The sequence below is a fragment of the Cardinium endosymbiont of Dermatophagoides farinae genome, from assembly GCF_007559345.1.
GTDB lineage: Bacteria > Bacteroidota > Bacteroidia > Cytophagales > Amoebophilaceae > Cardinium.
Genome location: NZ_VMBH01000001.1, coordinates 584,375 through 601,605, shown reverse-complemented (window position 1 = coordinate 601,605; position 17,231 = coordinate 584,375). Strand labels below are relative to the sequence as shown.

General features: G+C 33.0%; 22 protein-coding genes and 1 pseudogene. 16 read left to right on the top strand and 7 right to left on the bottom strand.

Annotation, left to right across the window (positions count from 1 at the left end):
• Nucleotides 1–32: 32 nt before the first annotated feature.
• The 4 genes from FPG78_RS07640 to FPG78_RS02785 all read right to left on the bottom strand — a co-directional run bounded on the left by FPG78_RS07640 (nt 33) and on the right by FPG78_RS02785 (nt 2,290).
• Nucleotides 33–518: a virulence-associated E family protein gene (locus FPG78_RS07640; RefSeq protein ID WP_223261975.1), complete on the bottom strand. Its 486-nt coding sequence runs from the start codon at nt 516–518 to the stop codon at nt 33–35.
• Nucleotides 509–1,252: a toprim domain-containing protein gene (locus tag FPG78_RS07635; RefSeq protein WP_223261974.1), complete on the bottom strand. Its 744-nt coding sequence runs from the start codon at nt 1,250–1,252 to the stop codon at nt 509–511. The genes FPG78_RS07640 and FPG78_RS07635 overlap by 10 nt, the downstream gene beginning before the upstream one ends.
• Nucleotides 1,225–1,977, bottom strand: a complete 753-nt coding sequence (locus FPG78_RS07630; protein WP_223261973.1) for a hypothetical protein — start codon at nt 1,975–1,977, stop codon at nt 1,225–1,227. The genes FPG78_RS07635 and FPG78_RS07630 overlap by 28 nt, the downstream gene beginning before the upstream one ends.
• 94 nt (nt 1,978–2,071) lie before the next feature.
• Nucleotides 2,072–2,290 carry a hypothetical protein gene (locus tag FPG78_RS02785; RefSeq protein ID WP_144086513.1) on the bottom strand — a complete coding sequence of 73 codons (219 nt, stop codon included), beginning with the start codon at nt 2,288–2,290 and terminating at the stop codon, nt 2,072–2,074.
• Nucleotides 2,291–2,520: 230 nt separating this feature from the next.
• Between FPG78_RS02785 and FPG78_RS07625 the strand changes: the two genes are divergently transcribed.
• From FPG78_RS07625 to FPG78_RS02745, 7 genes and pseudogenes are all read left to right on the top strand, one after another.
• Nucleotides 2,521–3,435: a toprim domain-containing protein gene (locus tag FPG78_RS07625; RefSeq protein ID WP_223261972.1), complete on the top strand. Its 915-nt coding sequence runs from the start codon at nt 2,521–2,523 to the stop codon at nt 3,433–3,435.
• Nucleotides 3,426–4,028, top strand: coding sequence for a virulence-associated E family protein (locus FPG78_RS07620; protein ID WP_223261971.1), 603 nt, complete (start codon nt 3,426–3,428; stop codon nt 4,026–4,028). The genes FPG78_RS07625 and FPG78_RS07620 overlap by 10 nt, the downstream gene beginning before the upstream one ends.
• A gap of 374 nt (nt 4,029–4,402) precedes the next feature.
• Nucleotides 4,403–5,017, top strand: a complete 615-nt coding sequence (locus FPG78_RS02770; RefSeq protein WP_186292425.1) for a hypothetical protein — start codon at nt 4,403–4,405, stop codon at nt 5,015–5,017.
• Nucleotides 5,018–5,166: 149 nt separating this feature from the next.
• Nucleotides 5,167–5,973 carry a hypothetical protein gene (locus FPG78_RS02765; RefSeq protein ID WP_144086511.1) on the top strand — a complete coding sequence of 269 codons (807 nt, stop codon included), beginning with the start codon at nt 5,167–5,169 and terminating at the stop codon, nt 5,971–5,973.
• A gap of 1,170 nt (nt 5,974–7,143) precedes the next feature.
• Complete coding sequence (locus FPG78_RS02755) at nt 7,144–7,551, top strand: IS110 family transposase (RefSeq protein ID WP_223261970.1); 408 nt, start codon at nt 7,144–7,146, stop codon at nt 7,549–7,551.
• A gap of 65 nt (nt 7,552–7,616) precedes the next feature.
• Nucleotides 7,617–8,492 (top strand): annotated as a pseudogene (locus FPG78_RS02750) (IS982 family transposase).
• A gap of 191 nt (nt 8,493–8,683) precedes the next feature.
• A complete protein-coding gene (locus tag FPG78_RS02745) occupies nt 8,684–9,124 on the top strand; it encodes a transposase (protein ID WP_144086510.1) in 441 nt (146 codons plus the stop codon).
• A gap of 160 nt (nt 9,125–9,284) precedes the next feature.
• Here FPG78_RS02745 and FPG78_RS07615 read toward each other — a convergent pair whose 3' ends face one another.
• Entirely contained in the window at nt 9,285–9,407 is a 123-nt protein-coding gene (locus FPG78_RS07615) for a hypothetical protein (protein ID WP_223262050.1), read from the bottom strand.
• A gap of 65 nt (nt 9,408–9,472) precedes the next feature.
• Nucleotides 9,473–9,781, bottom strand: coding sequence for a tyrosine-type recombinase/integrase (locus FPG78_RS07610; RefSeq protein ID WP_223261969.1), 309 nt, complete (start codon nt 9,779–9,781; stop codon nt 9,473–9,475).
• Between the two features lie 207 nt (nt 9,782–9,988).
• Between FPG78_RS07610 and FPG78_RS02735 the strand changes: the two genes are divergently transcribed.
• The 4 genes from FPG78_RS02735 to FPG78_RS02720 all read left to right on the top strand — a co-directional run bounded on the left by FPG78_RS02735 (nt 9,989) and on the right by FPG78_RS02720 (nt 12,867).
• Nucleotides 9,989–10,396: a DUF4158 domain-containing protein gene (locus FPG78_RS02735; protein WP_144086509.1), complete on the top strand. Its 408-nt coding sequence runs from the start codon at nt 9,989–9,991 to the stop codon at nt 10,394–10,396.
• The gene (locus FPG78_RS02730; protein WP_144086508.1) at nt 10,375–11,334 is read left to right on the top strand and encodes a hypothetical protein; all 960 of its coding nucleotides are present in this window, start codon (nt 10,375–10,377) and stop codon (nt 11,332–11,334) included. Before FPG78_RS02735 ends, FPG78_RS02730 begins: the two co-directional genes overlap by 22 nt.
• A complete protein-coding gene (locus FPG78_RS02725; RefSeq protein ID WP_144086507.1) occupies nt 11,316–11,543 on the top strand; it encodes a hypothetical protein in 228 nt (75 codons plus the stop codon). Before FPG78_RS02730 ends, FPG78_RS02725 begins: the two co-directional genes overlap by 19 nt.
• 130 nt (nt 11,544–11,673) lie before the next feature.
• Nucleotides 11,674–12,867: a Tn3 family transposase gene (locus FPG78_RS02720; protein ID WP_144086506.1), complete on the top strand. Its 1,194-nt coding sequence runs from the start codon at nt 11,674–11,676 to the stop codon at nt 12,865–12,867.
• Nucleotides 12,868–12,922: 55 nt separating this feature from the next.
• Here FPG78_RS02720 and FPG78_RS02715 read toward each other — a convergent pair whose 3' ends face one another.
• Complete coding sequence (locus FPG78_RS02715; RefSeq protein WP_223261968.1) at nt 12,923–13,120, bottom strand: IS110 family transposase; 198 nt, start codon at nt 13,118–13,120, stop codon at nt 12,923–12,925.
• Between the two features lie 412 nt (nt 13,121–13,532).
• On the opposite strand from FPG78_RS02715, the gene FPG78_RS07605 reads away from it, so the two are divergent.
• The 5 genes from FPG78_RS07605 to FPG78_RS02695 all read left to right on the top strand — a co-directional run bounded on the left by FPG78_RS07605 (nt 13,533) and on the right by FPG78_RS02695 (nt 16,989).
• Nucleotides 13,533–13,820 carry a nucleotide-binding protein gene (locus tag FPG78_RS07605; protein WP_223261967.1) on the top strand — a complete coding sequence of 96 codons (288 nt, stop codon included), beginning with the start codon at nt 13,533–13,535 and terminating at the stop codon, nt 13,818–13,820.
• Between the two features lie 99 nt (nt 13,821–13,919).
• Entirely contained in the window at nt 13,920–14,189 is a 270-nt protein-coding gene (locus FPG78_RS07600) for a hypothetical protein (RefSeq protein ID WP_223261966.1), read from the top strand.
• 75 nt (nt 14,190–14,264) lie between these two features.
• Nucleotides 14,265–14,690 carry a virulence-associated E family protein gene (locus tag FPG78_RS02705; protein ID WP_255431718.1) on the top strand — a complete coding sequence of 142 codons (426 nt, stop codon included), beginning with the start codon at nt 14,265–14,267 and terminating at the stop codon, nt 14,688–14,690.
• A gap of 569 nt (nt 14,691–15,259) precedes the next feature.
• Nucleotides 15,260–15,697, top strand: coding sequence for a hypothetical protein (locus tag FPG78_RS02700; RefSeq protein ID WP_144086505.1), 438 nt, complete (start codon nt 15,260–15,262; stop codon nt 15,695–15,697).
• A gap of 173 nt (nt 15,698–15,870) precedes the next feature.
• Complete coding sequence (locus FPG78_RS02695) at nt 15,871–16,989, top strand: SMI1/KNR4 family protein (protein ID WP_144086504.1); 1,119 nt, start codon at nt 15,871–15,873, stop codon at nt 16,987–16,989.
• The last annotated feature ends 242 nt before the right edge of the window (nt 16,990–17,231 follow it).

Below are 17,231 nucleotides of genomic sequence, written 5' to 3'. Positions count from 1 at the left end.
AGCGTAAAAAAACATTAAGTAAGTTCCGACCTCTACGACCGGCTAACATAGAAAAATACAAAAACAGCCTTAACGTACAATAATTTCCCATATCCAAGGAGACCCCTACTATGACCTAAATCTGATCGTAAAAATTCAACATCATTAGTACTACCTAAAAAAGAAGCTATACGAGAGGCTGTTATTTCATCTTCTTGATAAGGTAAACGGACATTAACATAACGCTGGGACAACCACGTCTTGATTACATGTGCATTAGAACGAAGCTGATGCAATTCATCTAAATTTATTATGAAGTTCCTGATCAATGACTTTTTTGCATCCTTCTCATTACTAATAACTGGATTGCTATTGTAGTACCTTATAAGAGAGGGAGGGCATAAAAATTCACAAAAATAACTCTTACCTATATTTTCTTTAGGAGAGCACAAAATTAAAGCATGTTTATTTATCCCTTCTGGTTCAAAAACAGTACGAATAGCCCTAATCATCCACTTCTTAAGATGTATTACCAACATCTAGTATTAGAAGGCGTAGGATCTTTTAAATGAACATAATTGGCCAGTTGACGAATATAATCCTTACTATCATCAAATTCATTTCCTTCAAAGGCTAAAAAATAAGATTCTATAGGATTAAAACGTTCTACAAAAAACGATTTTAATATACAATTAACTAATTCCAAATTACACTCAAAACCATGTCTATCTAAATTATCTCTTAGTTCATTTACATTAACTTTTTCCCATAAATCAGGATTACGCTTAGTACTTATTTCACGCTCTTGAGTAACTACATTCAATCGAAAATTAAACTTAGTACTCAAATAGGCTTTCACTTTACTACGTTTAGTATTACTTAACTTTCTAACCCTATGGTTATCAATAGAATTTACCGTAATAGATTGTTCCTGTTGTATACCATAATCTAGAAGTAGCTGGAAATCATCAGTAGTATACTTTTTAAAATATTCTGCTATATCCTTTACATCTCCTGGCAATTGAACGGATACAATACCAAAAGAATCTCGTAACTTCTTAGAAGCATTCTTTACTGCCTCATCATTATCATAACAACATAATAGTACGGAAGCCTTACTACGTAAAATCCTCAACAGATCATCACTAGGCATCTGGTGCTCCGACTGTAAAGAAATAACATTGCTAAACCCATGTGCATAAGCACTCATGCAATCTTTTTCACCTGCCGTAAACAATACATAATCTAAGTTTCCTTCAGGTAATTGAACCAACCCAAAAACATCATCTTTATTTTGATTTTTATATGAAAATGATTTTTTCTGACCTTTAAAATAAGGATCACTAGAAAAAAAGAAGATGGTATTTCTGGAATATAGACTTTAACCCTACCAGATATATGGTAGGCAGATACAACTTGATGCTTTTCAAAATATTTAAAAGATAAACAACGACCTGAGTTAGCAGTATAAGATAAAAAACCTACTTGCTTAACATCAAACCTTCCTAAAACAGATTGGTCAATACCATACTGTAACCAGTATTTTAGATATAATCTAGAAATAAAAGATTCTGAATCAGACATGTATTCAATACGAAGTGTTTGAGAGGGTGAAGATGATTCAGTGTCTTTAACAGTGGATAAATTAGGAAAAACAATTTTTTGAGTAACTATTGATTTCTTTTCAGTATTCAAACCCAAGCACATTTCTTGGTTAATGAGTTCTAAAAGTTCCTTAAACTGTGTTCTACAATCTAATCCATAATAATCTGCCCACATCCTAAAGGCATCTCCCTGATGACCCGTATTAAAAGATTTAAATTTTAACGTACCTGTCTTTTTTTCCTTATAAATAGACATACTTGGTCTATCATCTTTCTCGGAAAATATAGATTTGTAATTTTTTTTTCTTACATTTGAATTGAATGTAGGAACCAAGTGGCGGATGAGATATTCCTCTCCCCCTACCTTTTCCAGGATTTGTTCTTTTGTTATCATAGGTTATGATATTATCCCAATGGAAGACTAGTTATTACATTCATATGGATCTCAACCAAACAAACTAAATTTAGCCTTCTTCGGGAGGCTATTTTTATATTTTTCTTCTTGTTTTCAAACGTTTTTTCAAAAATTCCATTTCTTTTTCATCTAAAAAAACATTTTTATTAACCCAATAAACCCTAAACGTTATAGTCTTTGCTATAATGTGAAAAGCACAAAGCTCTCTCAAAGCTTGAATAGCTGATGCATCTGTTTTTTTATTAGCAAACCTTTTAAATTCATCTATGTCAAACACAAATTTATCCTCCATAAAGGACCTTGTGTCCAATATGTAATACATTAACTCTAACGACACTTTTTATAATTGCATTATCACACTAGAGGTATCCACCTTAAAAGCATCAGTTAGGAATGGGTTGGCAGAAAACTCCTCACGACATTTGAACCCTTTGTTAACCATATTCTACTAAATAAATCGATATAAAGTTTGACGTTAAACAAGTAAGTTTTTTATCTTATACTGCTAACTCAGGTCGTTGTTTGTCTTTTAAATATTTTGAAAAGCATCAAGTTGTATCTGCCTACCATATATCTGGTAGGGTTAAAGTCTATATTCCAGAAATACCATCTTCTTTTTCTAGTGATCCTTATTTTAAAGGTCAGAAAAAATCATTTTCATATAAAAATCAAAATAAAGATGATGTTTTTGGGTTGGTTCAATTACCTGAAGGAAACTTAGATTATGTATTGTTTACGGCAGGTGAAAAAGATTGCATGAGTGCTTATGCACATGGGTTTAGCAATGTTATTTCTTTACAGTCGGAGCACCAGATGCCTAGTGATGATCTGTTGAGGATTTTACGTAGTAAGGCTTCCGTACTATTATGTTGTTATGATAATGATGAGGCAGTAAAGAATGCTTCTAAGAAGTTACGAGATTCTTTTGGTATTGTATCCGTTCAATTGCCAGGAGATGTAAAGGATATAGCAGAATATTTTAAAAAGTATACTACTGATGATTTCCAGCTACTTCTAGATTATGGTATACAACAGGAACAATCTATTACGGTAAATTCTATTGATAACCATAGGGTTAGAAAGTTAAGTAATACTAAACGTAGTAAAGTGAAAGCCTATTTGAGTACTAAGTTTAATTTTCGATTGAATGTAGTTACTCAAGAGCGTGAAATAAGTACTAAGCGTAATCCTGATTTATGGGAAAAAGTTAATGTAAATGAACTAAGAGATAATTTAGATAGACATGGTTTTGAGTGTAATTTGGAATTAGTTAATTGTATATTAAAATCGTTTTTTGTAGAACGTTTTAATCCTATAGAATCTTATTTTTTAGCCTTTGAAGGAAATGAATTTGATGATAGTAAGGATTATATTCGTCAACTGGCCAATTATGTTCATTTAAAAGATCCTACGCCTTCTAATACTAGATGTTGGTAATACATCTTAAGAAGTGGATGATTAGGGCTATTCGTACTGTTTTTGAACCAGAAGGGATAAATAAACATGCTTTAATTTTGTGCTCTCCTAAAGAAAATATAGGTAAGAGTTATTTTTGTGAATTTTTATGTCCTCCCTCTCTTATAAGGTACTACAATAGCAATCCAGTTATTAGTAATGAGAAGGATGCAAAAAAGTCATTGATCAGGAACTTCATAATAAATTTAGATGAATTGCATCAGCTTCGTTCTAATGCACATGTAATCAAGACGTGGTTGTCCCAGCGTTATGTTAATGTCCGTTTACCTTATCAAGAAGATGAAATAACAGCCTCTCGTATAGCTTCTTTTTTAGGTAGTACTAATGATGTTGAATTTTTACGATCAGATTTAGGTCATAGTAGATGGATTAGTTTCGAGGTAGAGTTTATTGAATATATAGATGATGAAGCAATATATATATTGGAAAAAGCCTGGGCTCAGGCTTATTATCTGTATAAATTAGATAATAGTAGTGGAGAATTAAGTGAAGAGGAATTTTTAGAGTTAAAAACTCGATCTTATCAATTTACAACTAGTTCTACAGAAGCTTAGTTGATAGTACAGTATCTTTCCCCCTCTACTAAAGAATTAGGGGAATTTATGACAGCTACTGATATACTTAGATATTTGCAGGAGATTGTTGGAATTACTATTAGGTTGAATACTAAATTGGTAGGTAGTGCGCTAAGAGAAGCTGGGTTTGATAGGGTAAAGTATTATATGTTAGATAGACGTGGCTATTTTGTCTAAAAGATAAATGTTTAATTTTTGGGAAGTGGTATATATCTGTAATTATTTGCAGATTTTGTGAATTTTTTGTAAAATTAGCCTTTAATGTTACTTGAATGGTAAAATTGTAATAATAACGCGATTAGTTTTAATTTTAAACTAAAAAAAACAAAATGAACACAAAGAAATTTAAAATTATGCTATTCTTGTATATGATAGGAATAACAGGGTGTAACAAAATAGAGAATCCAAGTTATATGGATGGTGGTGGTGATAGAAAGGAAGAGAGCAAGGAGAAATGTAGAAAAATAGGTGATTTGTATGGGGACTCTAAAGCAGGAAGTAGTTCCACTGAAATTGTTACATATGGTTCTATAGACTGTCATAAGATGATGGAAGACTCTCTCGGGGGCATGAAGGAAGCTGTTTCTATTGCAGAGGAGATTTGCATTAGTAAACAAGAGGCTCTTGATCATGCAAAAGAAGCTCTTGAATGTGCTAAGAATTCATTAGAGATGAAGCGTAAAATTGCAGATGATGCAGAAAGGGGGAACTTGGAATTGGCAGGAGGTGGTACTTTATATCATAAGATGATGGAAGACTCTCTCGGAGGCATGAAGGAAGCTGTTTCTATTGCAGAGGAGATTTGCATTAGTAAACAAGAGGCTCTTGATCATGCAAAAGAAGCTCTTGAATGTGCTAAGAATTCATTAGAGATGAAGCGTAAAATTGCAGATGATGCAGAAAGGAGGAGCCTAGAGTTGGCAGGAGGAGATACCTCATCTTCAGCATGCACGAAGGGTAAAGATTGAGATGGTAAAGACAGGGCTACTAGACTGGATTTAGGAGATGGAGGATATTTCCTAGTAAGTATCAGTTTAGTTAAGTATTAAGTTTACCTAATCTAAATTTATTTTTTTTGGGTCTTTATATTATATGTATTATTTAATAATTAATCCTAATGACGTATACACCTAATATTAAAAGTTTAACATTGTTTTTTTCAAAGTTTTTGTTTTACATTTTTATACCAATCTCGTTAATGGGAATGTTGAACCCAGCTGATCCACCAGGACCGGATTTGTATAATCAGACATATGATACGCTTACATTAAGATATAACGCTTTAAATGGAGCTACTAATCAAGGTCTTAATGGTTACAATATTGAGTTACGAAACTCTTTTATGGCCATGCGTGATTGTGTTAATCAAACTTATGATTGGGCTCATCATCATGGACAGCTTGCTGAAATTGATTTTGATAAGGCTAAGCTTTTGTATGATAGGGTTGTCAGCATTTTGGGCCGTATCGCAACTTTTGCTGCAAGTGCTCAGACTCGTGTAGCAGCTGTTCAATCTAACGTACAAGGTGCAGCGGTATTACCTGGTGATCAGCCTATCTTAGATGCTTTGAATCAAGCTAACAATATTAGGCAACAGGCCAAAAATGCTCTTGATCAAGCTCAAGCCGCTGCTAATAGAGCTCAAGCTGCTGTGCGCAACGCCCGTAATCGACGTGACGCTGCTCGTAGAACGGTACGCCAATTAAATCAGCAGATTTTTAATAATGTTAACTATACTGGTGCTAATGTTACAAATTGTAATACTATGTTTACAAATGTTAAAAATAATATTACTGACGCTAATGGGTTTGCTCGTACAGCTAAAGATGCTGCTATAGAAATCCGTAATGAAGTTAATAATCTTGATCAGTATATGGTAAACATCCGTTTACAAGGTACCAATATTAATATTCAACTACCATGATTACTCTGTTAGAGTCTTAAAATATATTTTTCCTTGACTAACGAAATTAATTAATTCATTGGACTTGTTAGTCAATGGCAGAACTTTGTTTTATTTCTATATATGCTTAATAGATAGCAATATTCTATCATTTGACTATACCCTAAAAAGTCAAAGCTTATTATAAGGGTATTAAGCAAAATCGTTCGTGTAGGGTCGAGCAATGGCGCGGGCGCGGTGGTGTTATCCCCGTTTCCATTGCCCGCCTCGTCAAACGCAGCATACAGATTTCCCGTACTACGCTTTCCTGACAACTTCTTATCATTACCTATGGCCTATCTAATAGTTTTGCTTTCAGAATAAGTCTTACTCCACCTTGAACTATAGAAACCTTGCTTTAAGCCACGACTTGTAAGCTTTAGCTTTGATATATATCCTCCTTCTCAGGTCCTGTAATATTATGGGCGTTTTTTTATCATCATACCCTTACCTCCCTTTTTGTCGGAGCAATGTTATCAGTAGGGTCCCTTTGCTCCGCAGCTATTACACTGCTTCTTTGCTAGTACGAACCCATCCGCCATCATCTTCATCTTTCAGCTCATTTCCTGGTGTTGCCAGTTATAGAGCCTATCCTGCTCCAGGAGTTTTCTTCCTGGGATGAGGAGGACTTCTCCAGTCACTCAGTATATCCTTATGATCATGCTGCCACTAACACCCCGCCGAGGTATTAAGTCGTTTCAGTTAGTTTTCGACTTAACATGTTGCCTTCACTGTGTATTCGTTAGTTCGGCCCTCAGAGTTATTAGCTTTCGAGGCTATCCGTGTGTTCGCTTGCGCTGCGGCCTGATCATTTGCACCTGCACCTACTGGTACATACTAGTCTCTCTGGACACACAAATACACGCTAAGCGCTTACCACTTATCAGCATATTCTTCCATAACATGTGCGTCTGTAAAATTGAGATAGATTGCGGTGGTCATTAACCTATCATGTCGTACGTTTATATTAATAAGATAATCTTATTAAAGAGCTGGAATAAGGCAGCTATCATGTTGGTAGTAGATACCGCTTTGGACGTTCCGCCCCCAGCTCTTTTCATCTTAAAAACTGAATAGTTCGCTGGCCATTCAAGCCCGTGTATGCGACGATAGTTCACAAGATGAATCAATTTAATACAAACATCTAATACTATGAAATATATAGGCATCGATATAGCAAAAAGTAGTTTTGTAGCGGCTTGTCCTCAAGGTGAAGGCTATACTACGGCTATCTATACAAATGATCCAGATGGCATTGCCCTATTTTTGGCTCAACTTGATAAATTATTTCATCACTGTGTTTTAGAAGCCACTGGCAACTATGGTGCTTTATTAGTAAAGATGCTGCTAGAATCTGAGGTATCTGTATCAGTTGTTAACCCTAAGCAAATCAAGCATTTTTCTCGTGTAATGCAGTATACGACAAAAACAGATAAGGTAGATGCCAAACTTATTGCGCTGTATGGCTCAAAGATGGAACCTAAGCCCTGCACAATGCCTTTAGAAAGTATACAGGCTTTAAACGTGAATTCGGGATTATCCAGTCCAATAAGATGTTAAAAGAGCTCCTTTGTGTTTTAAATTTGGAGATCAAGTTTGCAACCAAATTAACAAAGGAGCCAGTTATGAATGTATCAAAATTAGTAGAAATATACTACGCTGTTAACGAGTTTCTCAAAAAATTTATGCCTTATATGGAAAAACAACTGTTAACCAATTCTACAAGAAAACCCACTAGAATATGTTCATTAAGTTTAAGTGAAATAATGACCATACTCATTGCCTTTCATATAATTGGCTTTAGAAATTTTAAGGCTTATTATCTTCATTTACAGCAATTTCATACTAGTGAATTTGGCAAGTTAGTAAGCTACAATAGGTTTATAGAACTGGTCCAAAGAACCTTGATTCCCTTTTACTTTTTTACACAAAGCCTTTCTAAAACCAAAACAGGCTGTTACTTTATGGATGCTACGGCTATCAAAGTTTGTAATATCAAAAGAGCCCATTCTAATAAGGTTTTTAAATCAATTGCTACTAAAGGTAAAACCAGCACCGGTTGGTTTTTTGGCATCAAATTACATTTGATAGTCAACGATTTAGGAGAAATTATGAATTTTTAACTCACAACAGGTAAGGTTAATGATAGGTTTCCTGTAAGGAATTTATGTAGAAATTTGCTCGGTAAAGTATTCAGTGATAAAGGGTACTTGAGTAAAGATTTATTTGAGAAACTAATGGATAAAGGCATGCAACTGATTACCCAAATCAGAAAAAATATGAAAAATGCTTTTATGCCACCCTGGGACAAATTGATGATAAGAAAACGCTCGATAATTGAAACCATTATAGATCAGCTTAAAAATATTAGCCAGATAGAACATTCCAGACATAGAAGTATCCCTAATTTTCTTGTGAATTTGATAGCTGGAATTGCGGCTTATGACCTAAAAGAGAAAAAACCTTCTATAACTAATATATATATGGCTGATTTACAATAAATAAAATACCGAATTGAGGTTTTAAATCAACAAAAAACACTTTTTACTCAGCTCAAGAAACAACTTACGATGTCTTATAATTTGCTGGAGTCTTTTAGTGTGTTGCCTAAACCAGATGATGCATCCTTAACCATGCTCAAGTCAACTATATCCTATCAGGAAGAACAAATAGCTATATTTTAGAGAAAGCAATGCTTTCTATTACGCAGGAACACTATAAAGAGATCTATAAACGAATTAGTTCTATTAAAGGGATTGGCGATAGAACGACTATGGAACTTATCGTTTCCACTGGTGGTGGTAAACACTTCCAAAGTGCTAAACAGTTCTCCAAGTACGTCGGCCTGGCACCTGTTTATGAGCATTCAGGTACATCAATAAGAAAAAAAGGGTATATTAATCGTCATGGGAATCCTGGGTTACGTTCTTTGCTTTATATGGCTTCTTGGCCTGCTATACGTTTTAATAAAGCCTGTAAAGCATTCTATGAAAGGTTAAAGGAAAGGGGAAAACCTAGCAAGGTAGCCCTTATTGCTGTGGCCAATAAACTGATTAGACAAATATTTGCTATCATAAGAGACAATACTTTTTATGTAGATGGTCATCTATCTAAACTTAAGGTAAATCCTTAGTATTGAATGGATAGGCAATATGATATTTCATAACTGAATAGATTATAAATCTATCTTGATTATCAATTTAAATTAAATTAGAATTATAATAGTTATAATGTGGACTTATGGATAACTTGATCAAGTTATCCATAAGTCCACATCCCAATCAAGACGGACCTTAAAGATAAAAGATTTTTGTCACAAAAAATTTGTTTATTAACATAGTTCGTCCAAGTATTTTTTGTACTGATGCCAAAGATATTCCTTTTTGTAGTGCTAAAGTGGCAAATGTATGACGCAGGACATGCGGGGAACTTCTTGTGCTATTTTTGCTCTGTTAGCAATCTGTTTAATGATTTTTTGCACTTACCTTACGCCAATAGGCCAGGAATTATTAATCGCGAAATAATGCTCAAGTAATGTTTGAACCCGCTTAGACATAGGTACCACACGTTTTTTAGATTTTTTCCCATAAGGCCCACCTTTACCAGAAATACGCATCGCCTTTTGTTGCCATAGGATTTGCTGTGTAGTAAGCCCACATAATTCGGATACCCTTAACCCTGTATCTAATAAAGTCCACACGATTAATTTTTCTTGCACAGTTTCACAAGCCTGACATAGTCGATCCGCTTCTTCAAATCGTAAAGGTTCTCTTACATATTGATAGGCCATTTTATGATTTTGGTTTTAAGTTCGTAAAGTATTAAAATTTACGAATTAAATTCGTTATTTATAGCATCATTTATTCATTCATAAAGAGCGAAATATAACAGGTATTGAGCTGAAAATATATTATTGTTTCTTAAAGATATTTTTTTGATAGTTCGTTTTATTAAGTGGATCACGAAGTCAAGAAGTGATAAAATTAAAAAAGTATTTATGGTAATTACTAATTACTCTCATCTTCAATTAGTAGAACTAGGTACGCTAACATCTCAAGATATAAAACGCGTTAATCAATGTCGAAGAAATTATAATAAACTTGGTTTTGCTTATCAAGTTATTTTTGTCAAATTGGCCAACTATTTTCCTAAGCAAAAACCATTTGAAATCATACCAGAGGTGCTAAACTTTGCCAGCTTACAACTCAATATTGATGAACTTGAAATTATATCTTATAAAAAAAGAAGAGAAACTATTGCTGAACATCAGGAACAAATTAGAATTTATTTGAATTTAATTCGGTTTGATCATCAAGCTATTGAACTATTAAATCATTTTTATTTAAAGAATCTTCCAGGGTTGAATAATCAGGAATATTACTTGTGCGTGCTGAACAATTTTTAAAAGAGCGTCGTTTTTTGCAGCCCGCTAGGGACACTTTAGAGCGAATTATTGTTACTCAGCGTGAAAAAGCACGACAATTTATTTTCTCAAAAATCTATTCACAGCTCGATGAAAAAATGATCGAAAGCTTAGATAGTATCATCTCAGTAGACGAAGGCAAAACTTCTAAACTACAACAATTAAAATGCCCACTGGCTAAAGCATCACCCAAAGGTATTCTGGCATTAATTCAAAAATTAGAACTAATCCAAGAAAGTAAAATACTTGAGATAGAACAGTCCTGGTTAAACAACAATTATCAGCGTTCGCTAGCTAAATATTGCAGTCGATGCTCAGCACACAGATTACGACAAATGAAACCTTCACACCGCTATGCTATATTGGTTTGCTTTTTATGGCAAACCAACCGTGACACGATTGATTATATTATAGATATGCACTTCAAATTGATTACCAAAGTTTATAGTTATGCACAAAATGAACTCTTTAAAGAGATGCGTAAGAAGCGTAAAAAAATCAGAAGATCACTTTCCATTTTAAAAGTAATTAGCAACCTTATCTTAGATGATACAGTTTCTGACGAAGAATTACGAAAAAAAGTCTTTCAAAAGATACCACGAGAAATTTTAATTGCACAAATAGATGATGCGGAATCTTGGTTGACAGGTAAGTATAGCCATGTGTTTAATCTGATTATTAAAAGATTCAACTATCTTCGACAATTCTCACCAGCACTCTTCAACCATATTCATTTCCAACAGGAAGGCAATATATCATCGGATTTACTAGAAGCTATCGATATTTTGCGGGATTTAAACAGTAATAACAAACGTAAACTACCAGAAGACACACCAATGGGATTTGTACCTGTAAAGCTTAGAACCTTAGTTGCTCCATGCGGCAATATTGATAAACAGGCTTGGAATGTGCATTATTAACTAGAGTTAGAGATGAAATCAAAGCAGGTAATTTATCTGTTAAAGGTAGTAAACGCTTTTGTCAATTTGATGATTTTTTTATGTCTGATAATGATTGGATAAAAATTAGATCTGATTTTTTCAAGCGTATAAAGTTACCAGAAAACCCAACAGATGTTCCTTCCTATTTGATAATGAGATTAAATAATGCTTATATGATACCTTTTTAGCAAAAGAATCTGAAAATACTTATGCAAAGGTTAAAGATAACAAATGGATATTATCAGTTGATGCTGCATCAGAGCTAACCCCTGAAGATGAATTGGATTTAGATAACTTAAAAGTTGGTTAGCAGATCATATGCGACATGTTAAATTACCTGAATTGCTCATAGAAGTAGATAATGATTTACACTTTACTTGTCATTTCATGTTGCCTGTAAAACACAATCAACGACTTGTAGAAGATATCTGTTCAATTTTAGCCACTATAATGGCACATGGTTGCTTTATAGGAACTTATACAATGGCACGATTAACGTCAGGAATCAGCTATGAACAAATTAAACGTGTCACAGATTGGCAGTTAACAGAAGGAGCACAACGCAGTAGCTTAGCCGAAATTGTTAAAGCTATTTCTGATTTGGATGTAACACAATCATGGGGTTACGGTAAAACATCAAGTAGCGACGGTCAGCGTTATGAGTTTAAACAAAAAGTATTGAATCAAACCTATAGTACCAAATTTGGTGATTTTGCATTAGAATTCTACACGTTTGTTGCAGATAATTACGCACCTTTTTATAGTACACCTATTGAATGTACGGATCGAGATGCCGCTTATGTATTAGATGGCTTACTCTATAATGAAAGTGATCTAGCTATAGAAGAGCATTATACAGATACGCATGGTTATACAGAAATTAACTTTGCAGCTTTCGCTTTACTGGGTCGAACATTTTCACCTCGTATCAGAGGTGTGCAACATCAAAAAATTTATCGCATTGATGAAAAAAAAGACTATGCTAGCTTAAAACCACTACTCTCATCTAGTGACCATAAAATTCATATCGAATGGATTACTGGTCAATGGGACCGGATGGGACAATTTTATGCCTCCATTGAGAGAGGTCATGCTACAGCATCAGTGGCATTAAAACGATTAGTATCATTTAATAATAAAAACCATTTCTATCGTGCCAATCGTGAGCTTGGAGGATTATTAAAACTGAGAATATTTTATTATATGTCTGATCCATTATTACGAAAAAAGCGGCGGCGTGGGTTACTCAAAGGTGAACAAATACATCAACTTGCTAGAGAAGTAGCTTATGGTAAAAGGGGTAAAATAAAAGCACGTGATTTTCAAGAACAAAAAAATACATGTAGCTGTTTAACATTGATCTTAGCTTGCATTATTTATTGGCAGGCAAAGGAAATTAAATGCGTAATAGATGAATGTAATCCTAAAGCTGAAAAAATAAATTTGAAATTATTAGAGCACATTAGCCTATCGGATGGGATAATGTATTGCTATACGGATAGTACATCATAAATAAAAATTTGATTAAATGATTTAAGCCTTAGCGTACATTTACGAACGATTTTGCCTAGTACCCTTCTACTAATAAAGCACCATAATTGCCAGTCGCCTCTAAAACACAGTGATCTAAGAATTTATCAAGTTTAGTTAGAAAAGTTAAAATGCCAGATCGGTCGTTATTATACGTAGCCGTAGCATAGCCTTTACCTTTAGGGAAAGCAGCTACAAAACTACTTTTTGCTATATCGATGCCTATATATTTCATATTATTAGACGTTTATATTAAAATTGATTCATCTTATGAACTATCGTCGCATACACGGGCTTTTAATGGCCAGCGAACTATTCAGTTTTAAAGATGAAAAGAGCTGGGGTTAAACGTTAAGGACGGTATCTAGTACCAGGTGCAATGCGACCTTATTCCAGCTCTTTAATAAGATAGTCTTATTTAATACAAACGTACGACGTGCTTTATTTTCCCTTTTCTGAGATCACCCTTTATATGCTTATTTAGCAATACGTAAATCTTGATACCATTGCGATATTAATATTGTATATTTGATTAATTCTCATTAAGAATGATATGTAAGTAATACTAAAAAAGTATCACTATAATATTAAGTAATGTTTATTATGACATATAAAATATATTGTAATAAATCTATATTAGTGTAAAAATGATATATGTAATAGGTGGTATTAAAGGAGGATCTGGTAAATCTACTATTTCTACAAATTTAGCAGTTTTAATGGCCAGAAAATTCAAAGATATTCTTTTAATTGATGCAGACGATCAACAAAGTGCCTCTGATTTTACTGTTTTTAGAAGTGCAACAATGAAAGATAACTTGGATTATACATCCATTCAGTTATCAGATAGAACAGTTCGTGATCAAACAATAAAGTTAGCATCAAAGTATGACCATATTATTATTGATACAGGTGGTAGGGATACTACTAGTTAACGCGCTGCTATAAGCATTGCTGATATTTACTTAGTCCCATTTGTTCCTAGATCATTTGATATTTGGACAATAGAAAAAGTATCCACACTAATAGAAGAAATGAGGATCATTAACCCAAAGTTAAAATCATTTTCTTTTATCAATAAGGCTGATTTTAGTGGGCAAGATGATAGTGAGGCTGCTAACCTTCTTAAGGAGAATAAAACGTTGGAGTTCATAGATATTTTCATAGGAAACAGGAAGTCGTTTCCAAATGCATCTTCAAAAGGACTAGCAATTACTGAGATAAAGCCTAAAGATGTAAAAGCTATACAGGAGTTTAATGCTTTATTTAATTTTCTAATTAATATTAACTTAGATTTAAATTAATACTAAATTGGTTCTATAATACAATTAAATGAATTACATCAGTTTCGTTCTAATGCTCATGTAATCAAAACTTGGTTGTCCCAGCGTTATGTTAATGTTCGTTTGCCTTATCAAGAAGATGAAATAACAGCATCACGTATAGCTTCTTTTTTAGGAAGTACTAATGATATTGAGTTTTTACGATCAGATTTGGGTCATAGTAGATGGATTAGTTTTGAGGTAGATTCTATTGAATATTTGGATAATGAATCAAGGTATATTTTAGAGGAAGCATGGAAGCAGGCTTATCATTTGTACAGATTAGATTCGAATAGTGGTGAATTAAGTAAAGAAGAATTATCAGAATTAGTAGATCGTTCTAATCACTTTACGACTATGTCTACAGAGGCTGAGTTGATTGTACAATATCTTTCTCCTTCTACTAAAGGAGAAGGAGAATTTATGACAGCTACCGATATACTTAATACTTGCAGGAAATTGTTGGCACTACGATTAGGCTAAATACTAAATTAGTGGGAAGCGCGTTAAGAGAAGCTGGATTTGATCGGATTATGTATAATGATATAAATAGAAGAGGTTTTTTTGTGAAACGTGTTTGGATATAGTGCTCTATTTTATATTTAGAGACTGGTTTAGTTGGGTGTGGTTATAAAGTATATTACTGCATTTATTTTCATATTTTATAAATTTTTTTGTATCATTAGTAAGTTAAATCTGTTATTAATATTTTGAATTTAAGGTTGTCCTATTAAAGTATGGTAAAAATATATAGAAATAGAGTATACTCATCTATTTCATCAATTGGATCATTATTATATCTTCTTGGTTTTTTCTTTCAGTCTTGCTCTATTAGAGGAAGAGAGTTGAATATAAATCCTATTCCAATAGAATCTTTGCAAAATGATTTAAGGTTTTATGTCAACGGATTCTTTCCAAGAGAGTTAAGAAGTAAATTTACAAGATTAGAGGGAGAAGGTTTTGTTGGTGGGTAAGATCCAAATAATGATAACATTAGAAAGCATTTTATGTTTGTATTTTGTAATTCTCTTTATTTGAAAAAACCTGGAACAGTGTTTGATGAAGATGGAAGGGATCAGTTTGTACGTGAATTTAGAAGAATTCCAGGTAATCAAATGTTAATTTGGGAACCAGTGCGAGTAGATTGGGATACTAACGTAGCACGCAATAACAGACGACCATACACGGTAGAGTTTAGGATACGAGATCTTTTTACAAATTTTTATGGTTTTCGTTCGCATGATGACTCAGGTCATTTGGATATTTTTAATTGGGATTTTGCAGAACATGGGCGTTCGCCTAGGTATCTAGGAGATAGGGTTGACGTAGATCATTTGTTTAGAGATAACAGTATTACGATTGAGCTACCAGCATTTCTTCATAGAGAAAAGAATAGATTTATAGATAATCTAATACGTTTGCCTCTAGAAAACGTAATAAGGGAATCCGATAATTACTGGACACATAGACCAAATAGAGGTAGACTATAAATATACAAATCAAAGGATACAAGAGATTATGTTCTGTTAAATAAAACGGTTAAGTAATTATATGTATCATCAACTTCATAATAATTCATCTTATGTTTAAAAAAAGGAATATTTACGTTTTATTATTCATATGCGTAACACATTTAGGATGTACATCATACTATCGTAATCAAATGAATAAGGGAATGGGAGACGAGCTAAGTTGTCAGTCTACGTCTAAAGAGGAGAATATATGTAGTGTACCTGAAGATGACAGTGATATCTATCTTATTCGTGAAAAGGTGAAAGAGTTCTTGAACTTAGGAAGGCTTGTGCAAGGATCTTGTATATCTAGTGAGGAATTAAATTTAGTATTTAATGAACTAGAATGGGATAGCAATAGTTTTGATCTAGATGAACTAAAAGGGTATAAAAACTTTTTAAACGAATATGGGTCTATATATGGTAGAAGCTTATTTATATTCGGGCCTACCAAGGCAGCTGATGATAAACAGAAAAAAGTTAAGTGTATGATATCAATGCAACGTTCATTTAATAATAGAATGAATGAAACTGTGAAAGAACTGGAAGGAAAAAAAATATGGTTAATAGCTGAAGATGAAGATAACCAGTATTATATAGATTTTTCAAATCATGGATATATATATGTTATTGGGATTGATGGTATACCTAAATATTTCTCTAAAAGTTTTTTAATATTTTTGGCTAGGTTGCTTGAAGATTATATGATGAAATCTGGAGAAGTTGATTCTTATAAAGAAAAAAAGCCTTCTGAAGAAAGTCTTGATGACAGAGTAAATAAGTTTTTGAGCAAAAATAGACTTGAATTAGGGTTTGCTATAACTAATGATATATTAGGTTCGTCAATTAAAAAACTAGGCATGAATATCAATAGTTTTGATCAATATGAATTGAAAGGGTATAAGGAGTTTTTAAATAAATATGGATCTATATGTCGTACATCTTTCGATATATATAAATGTGAACTTAGTGAATATGAATATCTAGATGATAAGATTAAGGAAAGTAATATAGACAAGAAAGTTAATGTCATAACATCAACTCAAATTTTATTTCATCGTTCTATTAAGAAACTAGGAAGAAATGAGAAAAATTATTGGTTAATATCTAAAGATCAAGATATTCAATATTGTATAAATTTAGAAAAAAATTCTAATTTAGGCCATGTATTTTGTGTAGATAGTTCTGGTAATCTCGTACATTTTGCTAAAGATTTTTCAGAGTTTTTGGATAAATTTTTTAATAAGTTTGAAAAATGTGTTCAAAAATAAACATTTCTGTTCATATTACACCCAAATGTATGGGTGTACCTGGCCCTGTCCCATTAAGTGTGTAAATCAATTTTTGGTATTTTTTGTGGAGGCACCTATCCTTTAATTTAAAGTATAGGAAATAAAAAATTAGATTCTCTATTAAAAAAAGGGATCTTGACTAGAAGAGCAATGTACTTATATTTGTTTTTCTAGTCAAGATCCCTTAAAATTTTTATTGAAATCAGCTCTTTAAATGTAGT

Coding starts and splice junctions, on each gene's coding strand:
- FPG78_RS07640 (WP_223261975.1), bottom strand. CDS start 518: ATGTTGGTAATACATCTTAAGAAGTGGATGATTAGGGCTATTCGTACT.
- FPG78_RS07630 (WP_223261973.1), bottom strand. CDS start 1,977: ATGATAACAAAAGAACAAATCCTGGAAAAGGTAGGGGGAGAGGAATAT.
- FPG78_RS02785 (WP_144086513.1), bottom strand. CDS start 2,290: ATGGAGGATAAATTTGTGTTTGACATAGATGAATTTAAAAGGTTTGCT.
- FPG78_RS07620 (WP_223261971.1), top strand. CDS start 3,426: ATGTTGGTAATACATCTTAAGAAGTGGATGATTAGGGCTATTCGTACT.
- FPG78_RS02770 (WP_186292425.1), top strand. CDS start 4,403: ATGCTATTCTTGTATATGATAGGAATAACAGGGTGTAACAAAATAGAG.
- FPG78_RS02765 (WP_144086511.1), top strand. CDS start 5,167: ATGACGTATACACCTAATATTAAAAGTTTAACATTGTTTTTTTCAAAG.
- FPG78_RS02755 (WP_223261970.1), top strand. CDS start 7,144: ATGAAATATATAGGCATCGATATAGCAAAAAGTAGTTTTGTAGCGGCT.
- FPG78_RS02745 (WP_144086510.1), top strand. CDS start 8,684: ATGCTTTCTATTACGCAGGAACACTATAAAGAGATCTATAAACGAATT.
- FPG78_RS07610 (WP_223261969.1), bottom strand. CDS start 9,781: ATGGCCTATCAATATGTAAGAGAACCTTTACGATTTGAAGAAGCGGAT.
- FPG78_RS02735 (WP_144086509.1), top strand. CDS start 9,989: ATGGTAATTACTAATTACTCTCATCTTCAATTAGTAGAACTAGGTACG.
- FPG78_RS02720 (WP_144086506.1), top strand. CDS start 11,674: ATGCGACATGTTAAATTACCTGAATTGCTCATAGAAGTAGATAATGAT.
- FPG78_RS02715 (WP_223261968.1), bottom strand. CDS start 13,120: ATGAAATATATAGGCATCGATATAGCAAAAAGTAGTTTTGTAGCTGCT.
- FPG78_RS07605 (WP_223261967.1), top strand. CDS start 13,533: ATGATATATGTAATAGGTGGTATTAAAGGAGGATCTGGTAAATCTACT.
- FPG78_RS07600 (WP_223261966.1), top strand. CDS start 13,920: ATGAGGATCATTAACCCAAAGTTAAAATCATTTTCTTTTATCAATAAG.
- FPG78_RS02695 (WP_144086504.1), top strand. CDS start 15,871: ATGAATAAGGGAATGGGAGACGAGCTAAGTTGTCAGTCTACGTCTAAA.